The 22813-nt window shown below is 62.2% G+C and carries 14 protein-coding genes; 10 read left to right on the top strand and 4 right to left on the bottom strand.

Annotation, left to right across the window (positions count from 1 at the left end; all coding sequences use genetic code 11):
- Positions 1-36 precede the first annotated feature (36 nt).
- The gene (locus FHW75_RS07120) at positions 37-2808 is read right to left on the bottom strand and encodes an amino acid adenylation domain-containing protein (RefSeq protein WP_019097995.1); all 2772 of its coding nucleotides are present in this window, start codon (positions 2806-2808) and stop codon (positions 37-39) included.
- 300 nt (positions 2809-3108) lie between these two features.
- Between FHW75_RS07120 and FHW75_RS07115 the strand changes: the two genes are divergently transcribed.
- Positions 3109-6324, top strand: coding sequence for a T6SS effector BTH_I2691 family protein (locus FHW75_RS07115; protein ID WP_183673400.1), 3216 nt, complete (start codon positions 3109-3111; stop codon positions 6322-6324).
- Positions 6321-7148, top strand: a complete 828-nt coding sequence (locus FHW75_RS26755; protein WP_260308758.1) for a DUF6708 domain-containing protein — start codon at positions 6321-6323, stop codon at positions 7146-7148. The genes FHW75_RS07115 and FHW75_RS26755 overlap by 4 nt, the downstream gene beginning before the upstream one ends.
- A gap of 42 nt (positions 7149-7190) precedes the next feature.
- On the opposite strand, the gene FHW75_RS07105 is transcribed toward FHW75_RS26755, so the two are convergent.
- The gene (locus FHW75_RS07105; protein WP_183673398.1) at positions 7191-8867 is read right to left on the bottom strand and encodes a sigma-54-dependent Fis family transcriptional regulator; all 1677 of its coding nucleotides are present in this window, start codon (positions 8865-8867) and stop codon (positions 7191-7193) included.
- A 373-nt stretch (positions 8868-9240) separates the two neighbouring features.
- Here FHW75_RS07105 and FHW75_RS07100 point away from each other — a divergent pair, with 373 nt between their 5' ends.
- From FHW75_RS07100 to FHW75_RS07070, 7 genes are all read left to right on the top strand, one after another.
- Positions 9241-9498 carry a phenol hydroxylase subunit gene (locus tag FHW75_RS07100; protein ID WP_027615104.1) on the top strand — a complete coding sequence of 86 codons (258 nt, stop codon included), beginning with the start codon at positions 9241-9243 and terminating at the stop codon, positions 9496-9498.
- Between the two features lie 55 nt (positions 9499-9553).
- On the top strand, positions 9554-10549 hold the full coding sequence (locus FHW75_RS07095; protein ID WP_019097311.1) for an aromatic/alkene monooxygenase hydroxylase subunit beta: 996 nt from the start codon (positions 9554-9556) through the stop codon (positions 10547-10549).
- A complete protein-coding gene (locus FHW75_RS07090; RefSeq protein ID WP_019097310.1) occupies positions 10546-10815 on the top strand; it encodes an MmoB/DmpM family protein in 270 nt (89 codons plus the stop codon). The genes FHW75_RS07095 and FHW75_RS07090 overlap by 4 nt, the downstream gene beginning before the upstream one ends.
- A 32-nt stretch (positions 10816-10847) precedes the next feature.
- Complete coding sequence (locus FHW75_RS07085; protein ID WP_183673396.1) at positions 10848-12362, top strand: aromatic/alkene/methane monooxygenase hydroxylase/oxygenase subunit alpha; 1515 nt, start codon at positions 10848-10850, stop codon at positions 12360-12362.
- Between the two features lie 64 nt (positions 12363-12426).
- The gene (locus FHW75_RS07080; RefSeq protein WP_016714637.1) at positions 12427-12786 is read left to right on the top strand and encodes a phenol hydroxylase subunit P4; all 360 of its coding nucleotides are present in this window, start codon (positions 12427-12429) and stop codon (positions 12784-12786) included.
- Between the two features lie 11 nt (positions 12787-12797).
- A complete protein-coding gene (locus FHW75_RS07075) occupies positions 12798-13859 on the top strand; it encodes an NADH:ubiquinone reductase (Na(+)-transporting) subunit F (protein WP_183673394.1) in 1062 nt (353 codons plus the stop codon).
- Between the two features lie 76 nt (positions 13860-13935).
- On the top strand, positions 13936-14835 hold the full coding sequence (locus FHW75_RS07070) for a transporter (protein WP_183673392.1): 900 nt from the start codon (positions 13936-13938) through the stop codon (positions 14833-14835).
- Positions 14836-14910: 75 nt separating this feature from the next.
- Here FHW75_RS07070 and FHW75_RS07065 read toward each other — a convergent pair whose 3' ends face one another.
- A complete protein-coding gene (locus FHW75_RS07065; RefSeq protein ID WP_027609093.1) occupies positions 14911-15609 on the bottom strand; it encodes a pirin family protein in 699 nt (232 codons plus the stop codon).
- Positions 15610-15783: 174 nt separating this feature from the next.
- Here FHW75_RS07065 and FHW75_RS07060 point away from each other — a divergent pair, with 174 nt between their 5' ends.
- The gene (locus tag FHW75_RS07060; protein ID WP_033693196.1) at positions 15784-18300 is read left to right on the top strand and encodes a UvrD-helicase domain-containing protein; all 2517 of its coding nucleotides are present in this window, start codon (positions 15784-15786) and stop codon (positions 18298-18300) included.
- A 5-nt stretch (positions 18301-18305) separates the two neighbouring features.
- Here the strand turns inward: FHW75_RS07060 and FHW75_RS07055 are convergent, their stop codons facing one another.
- Positions 18306-22781, bottom strand: a complete 4476-nt coding sequence (locus tag FHW75_RS07055) for an NEL-type E3 ubiquitin ligase domain-containing protein (protein WP_161989821.1) — start codon at positions 22779-22781, stop codon at positions 18306-18308.
- Positions 22782-22813 lie beyond the last annotated feature (32 nt).

The raw sequence follows: 22813 nt of genomic DNA, 5'->3' as shown, positions 1-22813 counted from the left end.
GCCCGCTACAGTACGTGGTATCGAAATTGCCCAGCCTCAAGCGGAGGTGGCGCGCTCGGCTGCATCTGCTCCGCGCGCCGGGTTCTGCCTGTTCTTGCGGTTGAATAGAAGGCGCAACAGGGTGTTCCAGCAGTAGGCCACCAGCACCCCGCCGGCCAGTGCCAGGGTTACCTCGAACAGCGGGTGATTGAAAATACGGTCTGCCAGCGACAGGAACTGGAAATGTGTCAGGTAGATATACAAGGTTGACGAGGCAATCACCGCACCTGCCCGTGCCACCAGGGCAGGCACTGGCACCGAGCGCACCCAGATCAGGGCCAGCATCGCCGGCAGCGCGATATCGATATAGCGCGAGAATGCCTGCCAGCCCACGCCGGCAATCGCCATCAGGTCCAGCTCGCCGACCACCAGCACCGCTACCGCGCTGGCCACCCATTTACGCGCGGTAGTGTCGGCATGGTGCACAGCCATGCCCAACACCATGACGGCCAGGAAATGCTGTGGTACCCGGTTGAACAGCGCACCGGCGTCGAACACGAAGCGGCTGACCAGCACATCCACTGCCACCAGCGCACAGGTCGCAATGATCAGGCAGCGGAACGGGTCGGCGAGGACCACCTGGCGCACACGCCGGATCGACAACACCAGGCCGATGATCAGGATCATCTGCACCAGCACTTCGATGTACCAGTAATTGAACACACTGACCTCGCTGGCCGGGAACCAGTTGGAAACCAACAGCAGCGATTGCCAGTGCAGGTGGTCGAATACCAGCTGGATCAGCGCGGTGTACAGCACCGTTGGCACCACGATGGCTGCCAGCGACCTGAGCAGTGTGCGCGCATCGCCACGTTCTTCGATGGCCTTGAGCTGGAATCGCGCCAGGCTGATGCCGGAAACCAGGAACAGCACCGACGTTTCGCCCACGATCAGCCAGTGGTCGAACGCGCTCAGGTGGCCGACCACGATCAGGATGATGGCGAGCATGCGCACGAACACCGGCATTTCCATCACCCGCCAAGGGCCCTTGGGCGGTGCGCTCAGCTCGGCCAGCTGGTTCACCGGCAGGGTTTCCCAACGTTCAGGGAGGTGACCGATCAGCTCCTCCAGCACGCGTGAAGCCTGCACGAACGACAGTGAATCGCCGCCCAGTTCGACGAAACTCAACCTGGCGTCCAGGCGTGGCACCTGGAGGATGCGCGCCCAGGCGGTGCTCAGCTTTTCCGCCAGTGGGGACAGGAGCACGTTGGCACTGTCGTCAAAGGGCGCAGGCAGTGCACGTTTGTCGAGCTTGCCGTTTGGGGTGAGCGGCAGGGCATCGAGGAACACGAAAAGCGCCGGCACCATGTAGTCTGGCAGTTGGCCCCTGAGCGCCTGGCGCAGTTCATCGGCGATGGTGGGCTTGCGGCTGACGCAATAGGCAACCAGCCGGGTCGAGGCGCTGTCGTGGTTAGCCACGACCACGCATTGCCCGATGTGCGGGTGGCGGGTGATGGCGTTTTCGATTTCCGCCAGCTCGATGCGATGGCCGCGGATTTTCACCTGGCTGTCGCCGCGTCCCAGAAAACGGGCGCTGCCATCGACCAGGTAGGTGCCCAGGTCACCCGTGCGGTAGCAGCGGTCGCTTGGGTCGCCGGTGAACGGGTTGGCGACGAACTTGGCCTCGGTCAGTGCCGGGTCGCCCCAGTAGCCTTGGGACAGGTAGGGGCTGCGGATCAGGATTTCGCCCGTTTCCCCTTCGCTGACCAACTGGTTGGCCGGGTTGACCACCAGCAACTGTGCATTGGCGATGCCCTTGCCCAACGGGACACGCGCATTGTCGGCGTGCGGGTCAAGCGTATGGAAGGCCATTGCTTGTGGTGTTTCGGTGGTGCCATAGAAGTTCACACTGACGGCGTTGGGCGCAATGGCACGCATCTGCTGGTACAGCGCCGGGCTGAGCGCATCGCCGCCCCAGAACAGGTAGCGCAGCCGGTCGAGCACCTGGCCATTCAGGTGTGCGCCGGTTTCGATCAGCTTGCCCAGTGGCGGGGTGAGGTGGATCACGCTCACGTTGTGCTGATGAATCCAGCTGGCCAGCCGGGACGGGTCGGTCAGGGTTGGCTGGGCAGGGCAGGCGATGGTCGCGCCGATCGACAGAGGCGTGAACACGTCGCGGTACACCGGGTCGTGGCCCAGGCCGGAAAGCAGGGAGAAGGTGTCGGCCTGGCTGAAGCCATGCTGGCTTACATGCCAGTCGATGAAGTGCACCAGCGGCGCGTGGTGGGTGACGATGCCCTTGGGTTCACCGGTGCTGCCCGAGGTGAAGGTGATGTAGGCGGGGTGTTCGGGGGTTACGGCGGGCAGCGCCACAGGCAGGTTGGGGAAGGCTTGCAGTGCGTCAGCGGGGGCTTGCGGCACCGTAACGACAAGCGGGCAGTCGGTGTCGACAGTTGCCTCGTCACAGCGCAGGACCACGGCCGGCCCCAATGTGCGGACGATCTGCGCAATGCGCGCAGGCGGGTAGGCGGCGTCGGCCACGGTAAAGGCCAGGCCTGCGCGCAGGCAGCCGAGCATGGCGTAGACCAGGGCGGCGCAGCGGCTGGCGACGATGACCACACGATCGGTGCCGCTGGCAGCGTTTTCTACCAGATAGGCGGCAATGCCCTGACTGATCTGCGCGAGCTGGGCATAGCTGCAGATGGTGTGCTGGGCATGAATGGCGATGGCATCCGGGCAGCGACCGGCCTGTTCGAGGAAGGCGTGGTGAATGGGCTGCTCGGCACGGTACTCCAGGCACAGCGTCGGGTTCGGGCGCAGGTCCGGCATGATGGGTAAGGGCTCCGCATGAACGTTGGGGCTGGCTGGTAGCACAACGCTAGTGCACGGTGGCCGGTGGCGCCAATCCGAGTGGCTGCTGCGCGATAGCCGGGTGCGCACCCTGTAGGAGCGGGTTCACCCACGAACACCGACGAAGCCGGAGCCATGCCCGCGCTGTGTTTTTGATCGCCCAAAAGCTCAATCCCAGACGTTTCCTACAAGGAATTAGGACGCCCCATGAACCTCCGGCAAGCGATTCCTCGTTAGTGTTCAGGGACCATCACGGTCCCTTTCATTGCGAGGTCGTTTTTGACAATCAGCCAGCGAATTGCCATTGCGACAGCCGAAGCCGGGCTCCCTTCCGACCAGTGCATGGCCTGTGAACGCCAAGGCCTGCCGATCCTGCCCCTGCGCCGCGCCCTGGTGCCGGACACACGCCCGCAGGGCCTCAGCACCGTGGCCGGCAGCCTGCATGTCTCGGCGAAGCTAGGGGTGCGCACCTTGCGCATGGGCTACCTGTACGTGCTGCTCGACCAGCAGGTCTGGCATGCCTACGAAGTGAGCGAGCAGGGCCACCTGCGCCGCTTCAACCCCTACGAGCCGTCGGAGGGTTTGCCTGCATCACTGCCCGAGAAGTGCGTGAATGAAAACCACGACATTCCTTCGTCCTTCCTCAACATCGACACCGACCGCTATGGCAGCGCCTGGCTGGCTTTCTCCAGCGACCCTTGGCCGGTCAGCGTGTTGAATGCCTACAAGAAGGGCCAGGCGCCTGCCCATCGCTTCGAAGGGCTGGACCTGACTCAGGCGCGCAACAACCCCGAGTTGCTGGGCATTGCCATGACGCCCGACAACCTGCGGGTCGACAAGGAGGTGTTCGAGTACGCGCAGCATGGGTGTTCGCCATTCGACAGTGCGCATGGCTTCCACACGCGCTGGTTGCGAAGGTTTGCCCTGAAGGGATACCTGGTCAACGTGATGAACCGGCACACGCTGGAGAAGGGTGTGCTGGCGGTGGTGCTGGACGATACCGTGGGTTTGATTCAGGAGTTCAACCATCAGCGGTTGAGCTGGGTGGTGAAGCGCCAGGTCTGGCGCGAAGACCCCATGCGGGCCTACCAGCTGCAGACGTCGCAGATCCTGCAAGTCATTCGCGCCACGCACCGGGAGTGGGCCGCGCAGAAAGTGCCGTCGCTGGAGCCCATGACCGGCGACGGACCACCGGTGTTCACCGACCCGGCGGTGGAGCGCCAGCGGTTGGTAGAGCGAGCACAGCTGGAGAGTGACGAGCGGCTGGAGGAACGCTACGACGAAGCGAAACGGGCAGCGTTCCAGGCCGAGTATGACCAGCAGGAAGCGGAATTTCAGGGCTACATCGACAAGAACGCCCGTGCTTATGTTGCGCTGTTCGACACACCCATGTTCAAGGTGGCCGAGCAGTACGACTACGACGGCGATCACCGCGAGTCTGGCGTGGCCTATGCCAAGACCATGGCGCTGTGCCTGGGGGGTGGCATTACCGAGGCGGTGGCGCCCGGAACGAGTCCCACGGTCGGCACCAGCGAAACGCTCTGGCTGAAATGGCTGCAGGATCCTGATAGTCCCCCTTACCGCGCGTTGCTGATGCGCGACCGTGCGTTGTTGGCCGGTTTGCTGCCCAGCTTTTCCGCCACCGACGTTATCAACTGGAATGACAGCGACAAGTTCTACGGCATGCTGAGCAAGATCATCGCCAGCGACGACGCCGGCTTGCGCATGCGCAACACCCTCAAGCAGGCCATCGCCGAAATCCAGGGTGCCCTCAACGCCGCCAGCCAGCGCTTGGCGCCCAGCCTACCGTCAGGCATTCAGAACGCTGTGCGGCACCTGAACAGCGCGACGCAGTATCTGTACAACGGTGTGCACCTGATCGAGCTGGAAGTGAAGATGAAGCTGGGTGAGTACTACGCCTTGCAGAGTGCCCACTTGCGCGAGTTGCAGCACAAGGCCAATGCCTCGATTGCCGAAGCCAGGGACCGGATGCATCGCAATGTCGATGACTTCGACCTCCATTCAACCAAGGCCTGGAACAAGGTGCGGCCGATCATGCAGCACGGGCTGATGAGCCTGGCCGTGCTTGATCCACGGTTTACCCACACCATGATCAGCGTGACGGTGTGGGTGGAGGGTACGGCTGAAGAGGTGCGTGGCCGGTTGCTTGAGGGAGCCAGTAAGGCAGTGACCCAGGCGAGTAGCGCGGCACAGATTGCCTTGGTGGATATCTCGGTGGCGGCGGGGACGCTGGAGGCGAATGCGCGCAAGGTGTTGGAGGAAGTGCGCATTACTTCGCAGCAGGCGGCGCGGTTGGTGCGAACTGGCTTTAGCGGCTTGCGGGGTGTGGCAGGCAGTTGGGAAGTATTGCTCGCGATAGGCGGGTTGTATTTGCAACACGACAGCCTGAGCAGAAACCAGGATAAAGCAGAAACCGAGATTGGGCCAAAGGCTCATGAGGCCAAGTTCGCGATGCAGGGTTCGCTGTTGGGGGTATTGGGCGGGCAGATTGAGTTGATTGGACTCGTCATGCGCTCCAGCACCAGCAACATAAACAGGCCATGGGCTCGGGGGGCTGCTGTCACTGGAAAAGCCATCATAAAAATAGGCGCTGTATTGAGTGCAGTTGCAGGTGTTTTTGACACGGTTCAAGCGATTTTGGCGAGAAAACGCACTTTGGCCACTGGTGATACTACAGCTGCTTCGCATTATAAATATTCAGCTTTAGCGTCTGGGGTGGGTACAGTGGCGTTTGTGTATGCAGTTTTCAGACCTTTCGTGTTTGGCCCGTTGGGCGTAGCAGTCACATTAAGTCTAGTTGCCTATGAATTGAGTAAACGAGCAGAAAGCAAAGAAGCAACTGCTCTAGAACGCTGGGCGCGGCGATGCTATTTTGGGTTCGCGAACGAAACTCCCTCCATACACTGGAATGCTCCGGAATTTTCAGACATAGCATTCGCTGACCTCAATGCTGCGACGTTGGGCGTTCAGGCAAAACTACACTTTGAGTCGAGTTTGGCTACGGACCCTACACTCCCCAAGATAGGAGGCTTGGTCGGCTTGAATACGATGCAAAAGCTCAAGTTTCTCGTCATATTGCCCAGGTTTATTAAGGCGAAGTCCGCCTATCGCTGGAAACTGATAGCGCATCGTTTCGGTGATGGAACGTTTCCGGATTTCGTAGGTGGAGAGACTATTGCCTCGGGCGATTACCTGGCACACGCAACGAAATCACTTTCTCCATCATCGTCATTTTCTAAATTTTCACCCCCGCGCCACCCGGACTATACGAGTGATTGTTCCATTGATGAAAACCAGAGACCCTATGCCGTCGAAGACGGCAGTGTTCAGCTTGAAATTTCTGGGGTTGTGCCCCTGGTTCCTATGATTGGGACCCACAGCTTGCTCGCCGCCACTCTGCTGATTATGTATTGGCCCGACCGCAATTTGCCGGACGCCTATATTGAAGTTTGCTCTCGGGAGATGAATGAATGACGCTTAAGTCCAAGGTTTTATGGGAGCGTGCTATAGGCTGGAGCTATGATCTGCCTTCAACGGGAGAGGAGCCAGATGGCCGCTGCTGGATAGAGGCTGTAGATCCCTCGCCTAATTATTTTAATGATGTCTACCTTGAACTGCCGAGGAAAACAATAAGCCTTCGAGGGGTTTCAGCATTAATCGGTATTCCTGGTTTGCTTTTTTGCGCTGGTTCGGTACTTTCTTTGTACTGGGATTTGTTCGTGTACGGATTGCAGCGTGACTGGTTAATGAATGTATTATTTCTGATTGGCTCGCCAATAATTCTATGGGCACTCATCCCTTACGCGATAGAGGATCTTGTCTTGCCCAGAGACGAACCCATCCGCTTCAATCGCCTGCGTCGAAAAATCTACATCTACGAGTGCAAGATCGACCGCATTTTCATCTTCAGCCGCAAACGCTGGGGCGTCCAGCCCGTCGCCTATAACTGGGACGACATCACCGCTGAGGTCTACCGCATCTACGCCCCCGGCCACGGGGGCCTGATCGAAAACGTCATGCTGTCAGCCCGTAATCCCGAAACCAATGAAGTCATTGACCGTGTCTTCTTCACGCATACCTTGGACCAAGGCAAGGCCTACTGGGCTATCGCCCGGCTCTTCATGCAGCAAGGCCCTGAAGCCCTACCCACATTCGTGCACCCACCCCGCGACTGGAACGACGACGATGGCCTGAGCCACATGCATTGCCTGGCACCTAAGGTTGAATGGCCAGCGGACATAGACCGCGAATCCCGTACTGCGCCCTCTGAAGAAGATGCAGTGGATGGCACCGGCTAGAACCGCTCTCACAGGGGCTCTGCAAAAATTGCTACGGTGGATTCACCCCTTCTTCAGCCTGTAGGCCAGGGCAGGGCGGGTCATGCCGAGCAGGCGGGCGGCTTCGGAAACGTTATGCCCACAGCGCTGCATGGCCTCCTGCATCAGCACCGCCTCGACGGCGTCCAGGCCTGTACCGCTGTCGAGAATCTGCGCCACCCAGCCGGGCGTAGCCTGGTCACCGTCTGCCACCAGCCGGCCATCGCTGCCCAGTCCGATACTGTCGAAAGCCGGAGGAGCATGCGGGAACAGCGCGTCCAGGCCGATGCTCTGATTCTCGTCGGTGATAATCACCCCGCGCTCCATGAGGTTTTCCAGTTCGCGGATGTTGCCCGGCCAGTCGTATTGCAGGCACACCTGCATCGCCCGGTCGCTGAGCCCACGGGTTTTCTTGCCGTAGCTGTGGTGCAGGCGGCCGAGGAAGTGCTCGATCAGCAGCGGGATGTCTTCGCGGCGTTCGCGCAGTGCCGGAATGTGCACCGGGAACACGTTCAGGCGGTAGAAAAGGTCGGCCCGAAAGCGTCCATCCTTCACGGCCTGTTCGAGGTTTTCGTGGGTGGCGGCGATCACCCGTACATCCACCGGCCGCGTGCGGCTGTCACCCACGCGCTCCAGTTCGCCTTCCTGCAGCACACGCAACAGGCTGGCCTGGGCGCGTGGGGTCAGCTCGACGATTTCGTCCAGGAACAGCGTGCCGCCGTTGGCCCGTTCGAAGCGGCCCATGCGTGCCTGCTGGGCGCCGGTGTAGGCGCCTTTCTCTACGCCGAACAGCTCGGCTTCGATCAGGTCCGGCGGTATGGTCGCGCAGTTCAGCGCCACGAACGCGGCCCCAGCGCGCTCGCTGCGCAGGTGCAGGCTGCGGGCGATCACTTCCTTGCCAACCCCGGTTTCGCCCAGCAACAGCACCGAGGCCTTGCCAGGGGCGACTTTGTCGGTGAGTGCGCAGCAGCGCCGGTACACCGCCGACTGGCCGATGCCATAGAATTGCCCCGACTCGTACTGCAGGCGCTGGCGCAGGTTGGCCACCTGCACCTGCAGCGACTGCAGCTCGTCGATCACCGGGTCGCTCTGGAAGTAGCGCAGGAAGGTGTCGGCATCCTCCCATTGCTCCACCGGCTTGCCGATGATGCGGCATTCGCTGCCGCCGCAGCCACGGCAACTGACCTCCTTGTACAGCACCTGGCGGCCGAGGAAGAACGAGCTGTAGCTGATGGCGTAACCGAGCAGCATCCAGCACACCGGTTGCTCGGAATGCAGGGCCTCGGACTGGCAGTTTTCCACCTCGAAGGAGTCCTGCCATTCGATGTCGGCGTAGAAATGGCCGTTGTCCAGGTCGATTTCCAGCTGCAGCGGGCGCACCTTGACCATGCCCTTGAGCGAATGCAGTTGCGGGCCGATGAAGAACATTTCCACCGGGTTGCCATTGGGCCGCAGCTTGCGCGCCAGCTCGGCATCCTTCAGCCCCGACTGGTAACCCAGGCGCAGGAAGAAGCCCTTGGCCCGCTCCACGCCAAGCATTTCGATCAGCTCGCGGCGCATGCTGGCCATGGTTGCGGCCTGCACCAGCAGCATGCGCTGCTCGTCCCGCCAGATCTTGCCTTCGGTGCCTTCAAACCGTACCCGTTCGGTCAGGTCCTTCAGCGCCGGCGCAGGTTCCGGCGCCCTGTACTGGGTAATCATTCGCTTGCGCCCCTTGTTTGTAGTTGTATGGGGAATCGGCGTGCACCCGCTCAGGCAAGGCGGGTTTGCTGGTCACGCCGGGACGACCGCAGTCTGCAGGCAAGGCCCGGGTCGATCTCTTTTCTAAACCGCCTGAAAGCGGCGCAAAAGTCAATCGCCGGTGACGTTTGCCATTTGCTCAAACGGCGCTGGCGCATTTGAGCAAATGATCAAACGGGCAGCCTGCAGCGTGCGCATAGCGCTGCCTGAGGGTAACGCTGAAAAAATTAAAATCCTTTAGAAACAATTGGTTGGGTTGGGTTCTTGGCGATTTCAACGCGCCTGGCACAGCCGTTGCTCTGGCCTATGACACGTCCAACCAGAGCACCAGCGCATGACTCAAGCCACCACCACCTTCGAGCAAATGCCGCGCTATGTCCGCGTACGTAGCGAGCCGGACGCGGCATTCGTCGAGTTCGACTTTGCCATCGGTTACCCGGAACTGTTCGTCGAACTGGTCCTGCCGCGCACGGCCTTCGCCAGCTTCTGCGCCAGCAACCGGGTGCGCCACATGGACGCTGCGATGGCCGCTGCCGTCGATGCCGACATGCGCAAGTGGCGCTATGGCGAAAGCCGCGACGCGGACGATTGAAGCGCCGCCTGCCGGCGCATTGCATCCCCACAACAACAAGTACAGGACGCCTTGCATGAGTATCGAGATCAAGACGGCCACGGTCGAGCCGATCCGCCAGACCTTCAGCCACATCCGCCGCCGTTTCGGTGACAAGCCGGCCAGCCGCTACCAGGAAGCCAGCTTCGACATCGAGGCCGCCACCAACTTCCACTACCGCCCGCTGTGGCAGCCCGACAAGCTGCTCAACGACCCCAGCCGTACCACCGTGCAGATGGCTGACTGGTACGCCGTCAGCGACCCGCGTCAGTACTACTACGGCGCCTACGTGCAAGCCCGGGCACGCATGCAGGAAAACGCCGAGCACAGCTTCGCCTTCTGCGAAAAGCGCGAGCTGCTGGCCAGCCTGCCGGCCGAAACCCGTGCTTTGGTCGCGCGCCTGCTGCTGCCGCTGCGCCATGCCGAGCTGGGCGCCAACATGAACAACAGCGGCATTGCCGCCGACGCGTTCGGCACCAGCGTCACCCAGATGCACATGTTCCACGCCATGGACCGCCTGGCCATTGCCCAGTACCTGTCGCGCATCGGCCTGCTGCTGGAGGACGACGGCCTGGCGTTGTTGGCCGAGGCCAAGCAGCGCTGGCTGGACGAGCCGGCCTGGCAAGGGCTGCGCCGCTATGTGGAGGACAGCCTGGTGGTGCATGACTGGTTCGAGCTGAGCCTGGCGCAGAACCTGGTCAGCGACGGCCTGCTGTATCCGCTGTTGTTCGAACACTTCGATGCGCAGCTGGTGGCCATCGGGGCAGGGCAGCTGGGCATGCTCACCGAGTTCATGCGCCTGTGGTTTGCCGAAAGCCAGCGCTGGGTCGATGCGCTGGTCAAGACGGCCGCAGCCGAGAGCCCATACAACCGTGAGTTGATCGAAGGCTGGGTGTGTGAGTGGCGCAGCCGTGCCGTGCAAGCGCTGCTGCCGCTGGCCGAGGCCGGCCCAGGCCGTGACGCGCTGGATGCTTGTGACAGCGCCTTTGGCGCACGCCTGAAAAAACTTGGCCTCAGTGGAGACGCCGCATGACTTCCCTCGTGTACATCGCCTTCCAGGACAACGACAGCGCCCGCTACATCGTCGAGGCCATCACCCAGGACAACCCGCATGCCCAAGTGCAGCACCAGCCGGCGATGATCCGCGTGCAGGCCGAAGGGCGCCTGGAAATCCACCGCGCCACGGTGGAAGAAAAGATCGGCCGTGAGTGGGACGTGCAGGAAATGCTGATCGACGTGATCACCCTCGGCGGCAACGTCGAGGAAGACGAAGACTGCTTCGCCCTGCACTGGAACTGATCCGCACAACGACAATAACAAGGGAGACCACCATGGCCGCCAAGCGCCTCAACCAGAAAGACAAGTACCGCTGCCTGACCCGCGACCTGGGCTGGGAGCCAAGCTACCAGAGCAAGGACGCCATCTACCCCTACGAGCGGTTCGAGGGCATCAAGATCACCGACTGGGACAAGTGGGAAGACCCGTTCCGCCTGACCATGGACGCCTACTGGAAGTACCAGGCCGAAAAAGAGAAGAAGCTGTACGCCATCTTCGATGCCTTCGCCCAGAACAATGGCCACCAGAACATCTCTGACGCCCGCTACGTGAACGCCCTGAAACTGTTCCTGAGCGGCGTCACCCCGCTGGAGTACCAGGCCTACCAGGGCTTCGCCCGTGTCGGCCGGCACTTTGGTGGCGCCGGCGCACGGGTGGCCTGCCAGATGCAGGCCATCGACGAGTTGCGCCACGTGCAGACCCAGGTGCATGCCATGAGCCACTACAACAAGCACTTCAACGGCCTGCATGACTTCGCCCACATGCACGACCGGGTGTGGTTCCTGTCGGTGCCCAAGTCGTTCTTCGAAGATGCGCGCACAGCCGGCCCGTTCGAGTTCCTCACCGCCATCTCGTTCTCGTTCGAGTACGTGCTGACCAACCTGTTGTTCGTGCCGTTCATGTCGGGTGCCGCGTTCAACGGCGACATGGCCACGGTCACCTTCGGCTTCTCGGCGCAGTCCGACGAAGCCCGGCACATGACCCTGGGCCTGGAGGTGATCAAGTTCCTGCTGGAGCAACACGAGGACAACGTGCCCATCGTGCAGCGCTGGATCTACAAGTGGTTCTGGCGCGGTTACCGGCTGCTGACCCTGGTCGGGATGATGATGGACTACATGCTGCCCAACAAGGTGATGTCCTGGGCCGAAGCCTGGGAGGTGTACTTCGAACAGGCCGGTGGCGCGTTGTTCAAGGACCTGGAACGCTATGGCATCCGCCCGCCGAAGTACGTCGAGCAGACCACCATCGGCAAGGAACACATCAGCCACCAGGCCTGGTCGATTTTCTACCAGTACAGCCAGGCCACCAACTTCCACACCTGGATCCCCACCGACGAGGAGCTGGACTGGCTGTCGGCCAAGTACCCGGACACCTTCGACCGCTACTACCGGCCACGCTACGAGCATTGGCGCGAGCTGCAGGCGCGGGGTGAGCGCTTTTACAACCCGACGCTGCCGATGCTGTGCCAGATCTGCCAGATCCCGCTGGCCTTCACCGAGCCGGATGCGCCCACGCAACTGAGCCATCGCAGCCTGGTGCATGAGGGCGAGCGCTACCACTTCTGCTCCGATGGCTGCTGCGACATATTCGCCTTCGAGCCGGACAAGTACGTGCAGGCCTGGCTGCCGGTGCATCAGATCCTGCAGGGCAACTGCGGTGGCGGCGATGTCGAGGCGGTCGTGCGCAACTATTACAACATCGACCCCGGGCAGGACAACTTCGAGTACCAGGGTTCGCCCGAACAGCAGCGCTGGCAGGCCTTGCAAGGCACCGGGCGCAAGACCGGCTGAGCCACCGAACCACCAGGGCGCCGTTGACGCGCCCTGGCCCTACAAGAACAAGAGGAACAACGCCATGCCCGTGACCGCCATCGGCACCTACACTGCCCAGCCCCTGGACCGCCAGGCCAACTTCCACGGCGCCCAGCTGGTGTACCTGTGCTGGGAAAACCACCTGCTGTTCTGCGCACCGTTCACCCTGCCGGTGGACCCGGCGCTGCCCTTCGCCGCTTTCATCGAGCAGGTGGTCAAACCGGCCATTGCCCTGCACCCGGATGCCGCCCAGGTGGACTTCGCCACTGCGCGGTGGCGCCTGGATGAGCAGCCCTTCACGCCCGACCTGGCCCGTGGCCTGGCGGCCAACGGCATCACCCACAAAAGCCTGCTGCACCTGCATACCCCCGGCCTTGAAGGCCTGGGCGGCAGCCACAACTGAGGAGTGCCGCCATGAGCTATCAAGTCACCATCGAACCCACTGGTGAACAGATTGAAGTAGAGGAGGGGCAGACCATTCTCGAAGCCGCCCTGCGCCAGGGCGTGTGGCTGCCGTTTGCCTGCGGCCACGGCACCTGCGCTACCTGCAAGTGCCAGGTACTGGAAGGCGAGGTCGACCTCGGTGCCGCTTCGTCCTTCGCCCTGATGGACATGGAACGCGACGAGGGCAAGGTGCTGGCCTGTTGCGCCATCCCGCAGAGCGACCTGGTCATCGAGGCCGACATCGACGTCGACCCGGACTTCGCCGGCCTGCCGGTGCAGGACTACCACGCCGTAGTCACTCGGCTGGTCGAACTGTCACCGACCATTCGCGGCGTGCACCTGAAACTCGACCGGCCGATGGCCTTCCAGGCCGGGCAGTATGTGAACCTGCAACTGCCAGGCATTGAAGGCAGTCGCGCATTTTCCCTGGCCAACCCGCCCCAGCAGGCGGATGAGATGGAACTGCATGTGCGCCTGGTGGAAGGCGGCGTGGCCACGAGGTACATTCACCAGCAGCTCAAGGTGGGCGATGCGCTGGCGCTGTCCGGCCCATACGGGCAGTTTTTCGTGCGCAGCTCACAACCGGGCGACCTGATTTTCATCGCTGGCGGCTCGGGGCTTTCCAGCCCGCAGTCGATGATTCTCGACTTGCTGGCGCGTGGCGATACCCGCCGCATCACCCTGTTCCAGGGCGCTCGTACCCGTGCCGAGCTGTACAACCGCGAACTGTTCGAAGCGCTGGCTGCCCGCCATGCCAACTTCAGCTATGTGCCAGCCCTCAGCCAGGCTGCCGAAGACGCGCAGTGGCAAGGTGTGCGCGGTTACGTGCACGACGCGGCCAGGCAGCATTTCGATGGCCGCTTCAACGGCCACAAGGCTTACCTGTGCGGCCCACCACCCATGATCGATGCGGCCATCACTTGCCTGATGCAGGGCCGACTGTTCGAACGCGACATCTTCATGGAGCGCTTCTACAGCGCCGCAGACGGTGCCTCCGAAGGCCAGCGTTCGGCCCTGTTCAAACGCATCTGAACCTTTTGGCGTCTGGCTCCCTGGCCACAGGGGGCTGGCGTGCACCCGACCGATAACAACAAGAAAGGTTGACCCGATGACCCCGACCCTTGCAAACCTGCTGCGCCTTGCCGTGTGTGCCCCGTTGTTCGGCGCTGCCAACCTGTCCCATGCCACCGAGGGGGGCGGCACGTCCTACCCGCTCGGTGCCGAAAACTACATGTCTGGCGCCATGCCGCCACCTGGCTTCTACGGCCAGCTGTTCGTCAACCACTACGAAGCCGACAACCTGCGCGGCAACGACGGGCGCAAACTGCCGGTGGACTTTCGGGTGCGCGCCAACGCCCTCGTGCCGCGGCTGATCTGGGTAAGTGACTACACCGTGCTGGGTGGCAGCTTGGCGCTGCATGCCATCGTGCCGCTGGTGGATGTGAAGGTCTCGCTCAATGGCCAGTCGCAGCACAACAGCGGCCTGGGCGACGTGATCTTCGGCCCGGCACTGGGCTTTCACCACAGTGACAAGTTTCACAGCATCCTGGCCTTCGACATGATTGCCCCCACCGGTCGTTACGACAAGAACGACCTGGCCAACCCCGGGCGCAACTATTGGGTGTTCGAGCCGGTGTACGCGATGAGCTACATCGACCCGGCCGGGCTCAACCTGGATGCCAAGGTGATGTACGACTTCAACAGGCGCAACCCGGCCACCGATTACCGTTCGGGGCAGGAGTTTCATGTGGACTATGCCGTGGGATGGGGCCTTGGGAATGGCTGGGTGCTGGGAGTAGGGGGGTATTACTATCGGCAGACGACTGACGACCGTCAGGACGGTGAGCGTATCGAAGACAACAAGGGGCGCAGCTTTGCCATCGGCCCGTCGATCAAGTACAGCGGCAAGGATGGCTGGTTCGTGACGGCGAAGTGGTCGAAGGAAACCGAAGTGCGCAATCGCGCCCAGGGTGATGCCTACTGGTTGAAGCTGACCTTGCCATTCTGAAAGGGGGGCTGCTGTGCAGCCCATCGCCGGCAAGCCAGTGCAGGCACTACAAGGCTGCCTGTACTGGCCGATTCATCAGGCCACATCTACCAGCACGATCTCGCTGTCTTCGATGGCGGTCACCCGCAACACTTCTTCCTGCTCGATCGCCACGCCATCACGCGCCTTGGCCCGCAACCCGTTCACCTCCACCAGCCCCTTGGCCGGCACCAGGTAACCCCGGCGTGCGGCATCGAAGCAGTACTCGGCGGTTTCCCCAGCACGCAAGGTAGCAGCCACCAGCCGCGCATCGGTGCGAATCTGCAGGCTGTCTTCATCGCCCACGCGGCCGCTGGCCAGGGTCACGAAGCCTTCACCACGTTCGCCTTTTGGGAACGGCCGGGTGCCCCACTGCGGTGCTTCACCGGTGCGCTCCGGCACGATCCAGATCTGGAAGATACGGGTATCGACGTCCTCCAGGTTGTACTCGCTGTGCACGATGCCGGTACCGGCGCTCATTACCTGCACGTCTCCGGCTTCGGTGCGGCCCTTGTTGCCCAGGCTGTCCTGGTGGCTGATCGCGCCTTCACGCACATAGGTGATGATTTCCATGTCGCGGTGCGGGTGCGGCGGGAAGCCGCTGCCGGCTGCGATCAGGTCGTCGTTCCATACCCGCAGGTTGCCCCAGTGCATGCGCGCCGGGTCGTAGTACTCGGCAAACGAGAAATGGTGGTGGGCGTCCAGCCAGCCATGGTTGGCGTGGCCGAGGCTATCAAACGGTCGTAATTGCAGCATGATCGTGCTCCTTGAAACGGTGGAATGACGCCATGATGCGCTAAGTAAACATCGAAAATAAGCGTAAATATCGGCTTAAAAAAATCAGTTTAATAGATGTTATTGTTGCCGGCCTTTCTTCGCTTCATCGCCTAATCCACTGATCTGCAAGCATTCGCTGGCGATTTTCCGTCGATGCAGCGAACATGCCCGCTGATTTTGTTTTTCAACGGAGTGACCGTGGCCCACGAGCAACCCCAGGCCCCCGCCGACCTTACCCCGCCCGCCCAACTGCCCTGGTTTCGCCGCCTGGTCGCCCGTCTGCTGGGGCGTGGCCTGACCCGCCTGCAGGCTCAGCACCGCGACTCCTGGTTCCTCGGCCACGCCAGCGGGCAGCGCACGGGCCATGCCGAGGGTGAGCGCGAAGGGTTCGAGCGCGGTCGGGTGGAAGGCTACGAGGCCGGGCGCCAGGTGCTGGTTATTCGCGATACCCGCCCCGACACCGCCGCCGTGCCTGGGCAGGACGATAACCTGTTCGATGACTGGCGCCTGCCATTGACGGCCGAGCTGAAAAAGCGCTTCAAGGCTGATGTGGCCCAGCGTCTGCCTGCCGAGGCCCAGCCCAGTGCCGCGCAATGGAAGCTGATCTTCAGTGACACACCCTCCACCTGCGTGGTGGCCGGGGCTGGGGCAGGCAAGTCCACATCGCTGGTGCTGCGCATTTTGCTGCTGCGCCATTATTTGGGCTACGAGCTGGACGCGATGACCGTGGTCACATTTACCCGCGAGTCGCGCAAGGACTTCATCAAGCGCCTGTTGCACGTGTTCGCGCTGTGGCAGATCAACCTGCAACCGGTGCAGGCACGCGAGCTGGTGCGCACCTTCCATTCACGCATTCTGCCGCTGGTGCGCAGCCTGCCGGGTTTCGGCCTGGTGCGCGCATTCGAGACGCTGGGTAATGAGATGCCCGCCGGGCGTGAGGCCGAGGCCGACAGCAACCCGTTCGACCTGCGACTTAACGATGCCCAGCGCCAGCAACTGAACCAGTGCTACAGCAGCTTGCTGGGCGAGAGCCCGCGTTTTGCCGAGCTGGTCGGCCTGTTGCGCAGCGAAGCGTTGCAACTGAAGCCACTGGACCCGAACAACCCTGATGTGCAGAAGCGCGCACAGGTTACGCAGCTGGCGGCCCAGCGCGACGAAGAGCTGTGCGATGTGATCGAGGACCTGTGGTTCGCCGCTGGTGCCTGGCCGATCAAGGGTATCGAACCTTGCCGCGAAACCGTCGACATCCGTGGCAGCCGCTTCCATGTGCATGGCCGGCTGGAAGGCCAGGGGCCTTGGGTGGTGCTGGGCTTCGACCCCGCAGAAAGTGCCCAGTATCAGCGCCCCGGAGCCAAGCTGGCCGTGCGTGCCGAGTGGGCGGTCAAGCGCACCTTGTTGCAGGCCTTCTGCGACAGGCCGCTGATCTGGCTCGACAACTACGCCATGGCCCGGCGCCTGGCGGCCTCGCTGGCGGGCGATGCCGTGGCTGGCCCGGGGTTCGAGTACAAGGTCAAGGGTGAGCTGGCCCCGGCGCCGTTGCTGGATGCCTTTGTCGGCGCGGCCAACTTCATCGAGAACCTTGGCCTGGACGTGAACAACGCGGTGGCGGCGATGAGCTTCCCGTCGGGCGACAGTGATGCCTTGTTCTTCGAGGCCCTGGCCCTGTACTGGAAAGCCCTGGAGGCGCACCTGCTGGACCAGTCGCCGCCGGTGATGAGCTACAACCGTATGTTCGCCTTGTTTGGGGAGAACAACCCGGAAAACCTGAAACTGCTGCCCGACCCGCTGCTGCGGCCACTGGCGCACCTGATGATCGACGAGTTCCAGGACGTGTCGCCGCAGATCGTCAGTTGGCTGCGCGCCAGCCTCGCCGAAATCCGCCGACGCGGCCCGGCCATGCACACCGGGCGCCATGCGCAGCATTCGTCGTTGCTGTGCGTGGGGGACGACTGGCAGTCGATTTACGGCTGGCGTGGCAGTTCGCCCAAGTACTTCATGGAGTTCACCAAGGCCTTCCCGTCGCCGTCCAGCACTCGGGTGATGCTGGTCGACAATTACCGCTGCCAGCAGCAGGTGATCGACGCGGCCGAGCATCTGGTGAAGGGCACCCCGGCAATTGCTGGCAAGAAAGCCCGGGCCAGTGGCCCGGCAGCCGAACTCCCGGGTTCGCCAGTGAAGGTATTCGACCGTGATGAGGCCGCCCTGGGCGAAACGCTGATGGAGCACTATCAGCGGGGCGAGACGGTGATGATGCTGTACCGCAAGGGCAGCGACAGGGCCTTGATGAACGAGCACCTGCAAAGCGTGCTGCACGCCGAAGCCGCATTGCCGGCCGAACAGCGCCGGCTGCGCCAGCTGACCTACCACAGTGCCAAGGGCTTGCAGGCCGATGCGGTGTTCATGCTGGGCGACTGCCAGTACCTGACCAGCTCGCCCTACAAAAACCAGGTGTATCGCCAGGCCGGGCTGGGCAAGGCCGGTGATGCCCAACCGTTCGATACGGCGCAAAAGGAAGAAGTGCAGCGTCTGGCCTATGTGGCGGTGACCCGTGCGGTGCAGCACTGCTATTGGCATGTGGAGGCCGCCAATGCTGATGCGGCGGTGGCCCCGCGGGCGTCCAGCCAGGTGGATGGCCGGCAGGCCTTCTTTGAAGACCTGCGCGGTCAGTAGGATGCCTAGTCCTTCGGGTCTAGCGCGCGGGTGAGTGTTTCGAACAACGCTTCGCGCTGCTGATCACGGCCGGTATTGAGCCGACGGCTGGCCTGGTCATACGCCTGGCTGCCGAGCTCCATTCTCTGCAGTTGCCCGCGTTCGTCCAGCGGTGGCTCAGGCAGTACCTCGGTGAGGGCTTGCAGCACCGGGTCATCCAGTGAAGTGATCACTGCGTTCTCGGCATCCAGGCAATAGTCCAGATATTGCATGCCTTGATACCAGCGTTCATCCAGCGTTGCGAAGCGGCTGGCGAAACGCTGGGCAAGGTAGCGTTGCCAACTGGGCTGCCGCGCAATCCAGGACCTGCGCTCTGTGGCCGTACTGTCTAGCCGCAGAACGGCACGTTCGACATTGTTTTGCACGCGTGCTGAAATCATCGCTTCGTGGCGATACAGCATGCCTTGGCTGGTTTCTGGGAAATTGAGCGACCTCGCCAGCGATTGGCGCAGGGCCAGGCGTATTTCAATGAGGTCCACGCCGCCATTGAGCAAGGCGCCATCTTCAACGTCGTCAAGGCCGTCCAGCGCAGGCACGTCAAGCCTTTGCGGCTGCGCCTGTGCGGGTAACCGCTCCAGCTCTTGCAAGCGGGCCTGACGCGCCAGGCGGGCAAGCTGTAGTTGCTCGCCTATCGCGTTGACCATTTCGCGGCGATAGAGGCTTCTGAAAAAGTTGAAGAGCGCGGTAGGGCGTTCTGCGTCCTCGGTCAGTTGCCTGAACACCTGTGCTTCGAGCTCCAGGGCGCTGAACGCATCGGTATTGGCATCGCCACAGGTAGGTGGGTACTCTTGCGCGACAGTGTCCAGGTGGGTTCGCAACTCTTCATCCTGGCCTGCCTGCTCCAGTAGCTGCCAGACTTGGCGGGTCAGACTACGCAAGTTGCGCTCGGCCTGCCGCGAGCGCGCCACGCCTTCGACCACCTCGCGCAAATGCCGGTTTGAATCACCTTCGAACAGCTCGTCCCAAAGCTGCGCCTGATCCGGGCTGGCATCCACGAGCCAGAAGTCCACGCTGATAGCCGACAGCTGATCGTCGCTATGCACTTCGACGCCTGCCATGCGCAGCTGGCGATTGCTGCCAGTATCCAGATTGTTTTCGTTGAAGGTCCAGATGGCATCACCGCTTGGCGTACGCAGGGCATTGGCAAAGGCGCTGGTCAGCACCTGGTCGAGGTCTGGTATGTGGTCGATTGGGTTGTAGCTCAGGTTTAGGTGACGCAATTGCAGGTCGGCCTGCGTCATCAGTGGTGTGAGGCCGCGCGGCCATTCAAGCAGGCTACAGTTGCGCAGTTGAAGGTTGGCCAGGCGAGTGAGGCCGGTCACATGGGGGGCGTGGCCCAGAGGGTTGTTGGTCATTCGCAAGTCGCGCAGGTGTTGCAGGCGGGTAAAGCGGGCTGCCAGCGGTTCAGTCAACACGATGTGGTTGTTTTCAAGGTCAAGGTCCTCAAGGGGCAGTTGTGCAAGGGCTTGCAGGTCGGTTTCGTCGAGCTGCAGCCTGTTCAGGCGCAGGCTCAGCCGGCGCAAGTGGGGCAGGCTGGCCAGGCGCTGGCGCATGCTGTCAGTCAGGCTGCCGAGCTGGTTGTTGCCTAGCTCCAGCACTTCCAGTTGCGGTGTGGATGCCAGTGCCCGGAACAGGCCCTCGAAGTCGAGCTCTGGGCTTTGTGCCAGGCGCAGGGTGCGCAGCGAGGGGAAACTCTGGAAAAAGTCTGCAGGTATCTGGCGGATGCCGATGGCGCGAATGTTCAGGGTGGTGATGTGATCGAAGCGCGCCGGCAAGGACGGCAGCGTGTCGATGTCCAGGCCTTGAAGTGTCAGGCTGTCGGGGTCGTCGCGGCGCCAGGCGGCATTGAACAGGTCGCGCACCACGGTACGCGCGTTGCGCTGGTTTTCATTGCCCTGGCTTGCCCAGTGATGCAGCGTGCTGTCGAGGTTATCGCGCTCGATTTCCAGCGCCCTGAGCTGAGCTGCCATATCACCACGCTGGGTCAGCTGAGCCCGCAATGCGTTACGCGCTTGTGCGTCCAAGCCTGGGTAGAGCGAACGTAAGCGCCGATCTATCGTGTTGCGCCAAGGTAGCCGGCCGCTGAGCGGGTAGCCAAGGCCCCCGTCGGCCAGGCGCATTGGCGAACGGTAGCCTGGTCTGATCGGCTGCTGCCCGATCAGCCTGGCCGCACGCCCCCGGTCGGTGACGGCCATCTCATACCGTTGTCGTGCATCAAGGCCAGGGTGCTCGGCTCTGAGCGCAACGTCCAGCACCTCACTGTCTGCAGTGGCCAGCCCAGGGCGAAAAAGCCCCAGCAAGGCCCTGCTCAGGCGGGCGTGTGCCTGCAGGGCTCGGGCCTCTTCGGCAACCCGCAAGGGGACCTTGCCTTCGGCCAGGCTCAGGCGTTCACTGATGCAGGTCCTGGCCATGATCTGACCGATGGCGCGCTGCGGCAGGCCCGGAAACTGTCTGATTAGTGGCTGGGCTTCTTCGGGAAAACTGACCTCATTTCGCGCGCTCAGCCTGTCAAGTGCATCGGCCAGCAACGCAGGGGGATGCTGCGCTGCAACCTGGGTTTGGCGAAGTTCATTGCCTTGCACCCCTGAGCACTTGAGTGCCGCTTCCAGTTCCTCGTCATTCAGGCCGTCACTGATTGGCCCCAGGCGCCGCAATAGATGCAGCTCCTCCCACTCGAGCGGCATTTCATGTGCCGCTCGCCATGCGCCTGCGCCGTTATCGCGCACGAGTGGCCGATAGGCCTGTGGGTCCTGCGGGTGGGGGATTCGCCATTGGCCGCGCGCTTGTACCTGTTCGTACACAGTCCCATCGATGCGTATGTAGTGGCGCCCGTCTATCGTGTAGCGGCCTTGTGCATCGGGCTCAAGGTGTTCGATGGATACCGGGCTTGCGTGGTCCTTGAGCGTGGCGCTCCACAAGTAGTCCTTGCCATCCTTGACGACGCTCTGCATGGCATCGACGAAACCTGAAGCCTTCAGCGCCACAGCACCGCCACCCACTGCAGCCACCATGACTACGTTCATCAACACTGACTCAAGTTGAGCCACAGCCTCTTCGTTGTCACCTTCCTCCCAGGCCGAGATGCCTTCGAAGACGTTGTCCATGATCTGCGCGGCGCCGATGGCGAGCATGATCGGGTTCATGCATGGCACGACCATGGCAGCGACGTTCAGCACGGTCATGCCAAGATCCAGCCAGTATTCGATGTTGCGCAGACGTACCCTGGCGTCTACGTCTTCGGTAGGCACCGCGACCCAGCGGGCATCGGCCTTCAGGCGTGTAAGGTGCTTGGCCTCCAGTGGCGACCAAGGGATGTTTGGCAAGTTTGTGTCGATGGATTCCAGGTGTATCGACTTGCGAGGCTCCAACTGCGTTGCATCGTCCTGGTCGGGGTTGCTGTAAAGGGCTCGCATCAGTCGCTTGTTTAACGCCGCTTGCTGAGATTGCAGGGCCAGGGCGACAAAGCGCTTGCGGTAGTCGTCCTGCAGCAGTTGCTGGCGCAGGTACTTGTGTGCATCCCCTAGCGAGGCAAACTCCCTGAGCGTATCCCCATCCACCGGGTTATAGAGAAACACCGGGTCATGCTTGCGGTTTTGCGCGGGTGCGATGAACAGCAGCTCGTGGATGGGGATGCCAAACAACTGCAATTGCCAGCAATGCAGGGGGCGGCCTTGGTAGGTGGCGTTGGCGGGCTCTGCACAGAGGCCATGCATCGCCAAAGAGCCGGAAGCGCTGAGGTGGCCTTTGCAGGCAGCGATACGGGTTTGTACACGGAACTCGTCACGCCGAGCGTTGATGGCCAGCGAATGCAGCTTGGTTTTGCTCGCACCGCTGTAGACCTGGTCAAGGTGCTGCTGGTAACGCTGGCCCAGGTTCAGTGCCCGGCATTGCTCAATGTAGCTCGCCAGCGTCAACCCTTCGATTAGCCTGATGTTTTGGCGACTGTGCTGCAGGCGGCTCAAGCGCGTGGTATCGGCAAGGCCTTCGAAGTTGTGCAAGGCCGCTTCGAGGAGGCTGCGATACTGTGGGTTACCCTTGGGTATGATTTCGCCCAGCTCGTGTGGCACTGCAGGTCCGCCAGGTAGCCCGCCCGGTTGTTTGACGGAGGTTGCTTGATACACGTACTGAGCCTGAGTGACCGGTATGCCGATGCTCAGTTGTTTCTGCAGCAGTGGGGCGCAGAATTCGGAGATGCCCTGCAAGGCGCCGAGCGCCGCCTGCAGGGCCCTGTAGCTGGCGTCGCGTCTGGCGATGGCGCGCTGCAGGGCCTGGCGGGTGAGTTCGTCTGCCTGGTCATACCAAGCGTAGGTATTGCCGTCGGTGTCTTGGTAATCCTTGCGCAGTCGCCTCATTATCTGGCCGGCATGTTCACTGTGCAGTGCCTTGCTCCAGTCGGGAAGGGAACGCACGATTTGCGCGTGGTGGTAAGGGGTGTGGCTCATGTCGGTGCTCCGTATTCGGGAGCCGCTATGGG

The organism is Pseudomonas sp. OG7 (assembly GCF_014192825.1).
GTDB classification, from domain to species: Bacteria; Pseudomonadota; Gammaproteobacteria; order Pseudomonadales; family Pseudomonadaceae; genus Aquipseudomonas; species Aquipseudomonas monteilii.
This window is presented reverse-complemented; position numbering and strand designations above follow the sequence as displayed.

Coding starts and splice junctions, on each gene's coding strand:
- FHW75_RS07120 (WP_019097995.1), bottom strand. CDS start 2,808: ATGCCGGACCTGCGCCCGAACCCGACGCTGTGCCTGGAGTACCGTGCC.
- FHW75_RS26755 (WP_260308758.1), top strand. CDS start 6,321: ATGACGCTTAAGTCCAAGGTTTTATGGGAGCGTGCTATAGGCTGGAGC.
- FHW75_RS07105 (WP_183673398.1), bottom strand. CDS start 8,867: ATGATTACCCAGTACAGGGCGCCGGAACCTGCGCCGGCGCTGAAGGAC.
- FHW75_RS07100 (WP_027615104.1), top strand. CDS start 9,241: ATGACTCAAGCCACCACCACCTTCGAGCAAATGCCGCGCTATGTCCGC.
- FHW75_RS07095 (WP_019097311.1), top strand. CDS start 9,554: ATGAGTATCGAGATCAAGACGGCCACGGTCGAGCCGATCCGCCAGACC.
- FHW75_RS07090 (WP_019097310.1), top strand. CDS start 10,546: ATGACTTCCCTCGTGTACATCGCCTTCCAGGACAACGACAGCGCCCGC.
- FHW75_RS07085 (WP_183673396.1), top strand. CDS start 10,848: ATGGCCGCCAAGCGCCTCAACCAGAAAGACAAGTACCGCTGCCTGACC.
- FHW75_RS07080 (WP_016714637.1), top strand. CDS start 12,427: ATGCCCGTGACCGCCATCGGCACCTACACTGCCCAGCCCCTGGACCGC.
- FHW75_RS07075 (WP_183673394.1), top strand. CDS start 12,798: ATGAGCTATCAAGTCACCATCGAACCCACTGGTGAACAGATTGAAGTA.
- FHW75_RS07070 (WP_183673392.1), top strand. CDS start 13,936: ATGACCCCGACCCTTGCAAACCTGCTGCGCCTTGCCGTGTGTGCCCCG.
- FHW75_RS07065 (WP_027609093.1), bottom strand. CDS start 15,609: ATGCTGCAATTACGACCGTTTGATAGCCTCGGCCACGCCAACCATGGC.
- FHW75_RS07060 (WP_033693196.1), top strand. CDS start 15,784: ATGCAGCGAACATGCCCGCTGATTTTGTTTTTCAACGGAGTGACCGTG.
- FHW75_RS07055 (WP_161989821.1), bottom strand. CDS start 22,781: ATGAGCCACACCCCTTACCACCACGCGCAAATCGTGCGTTCCCTTCCC.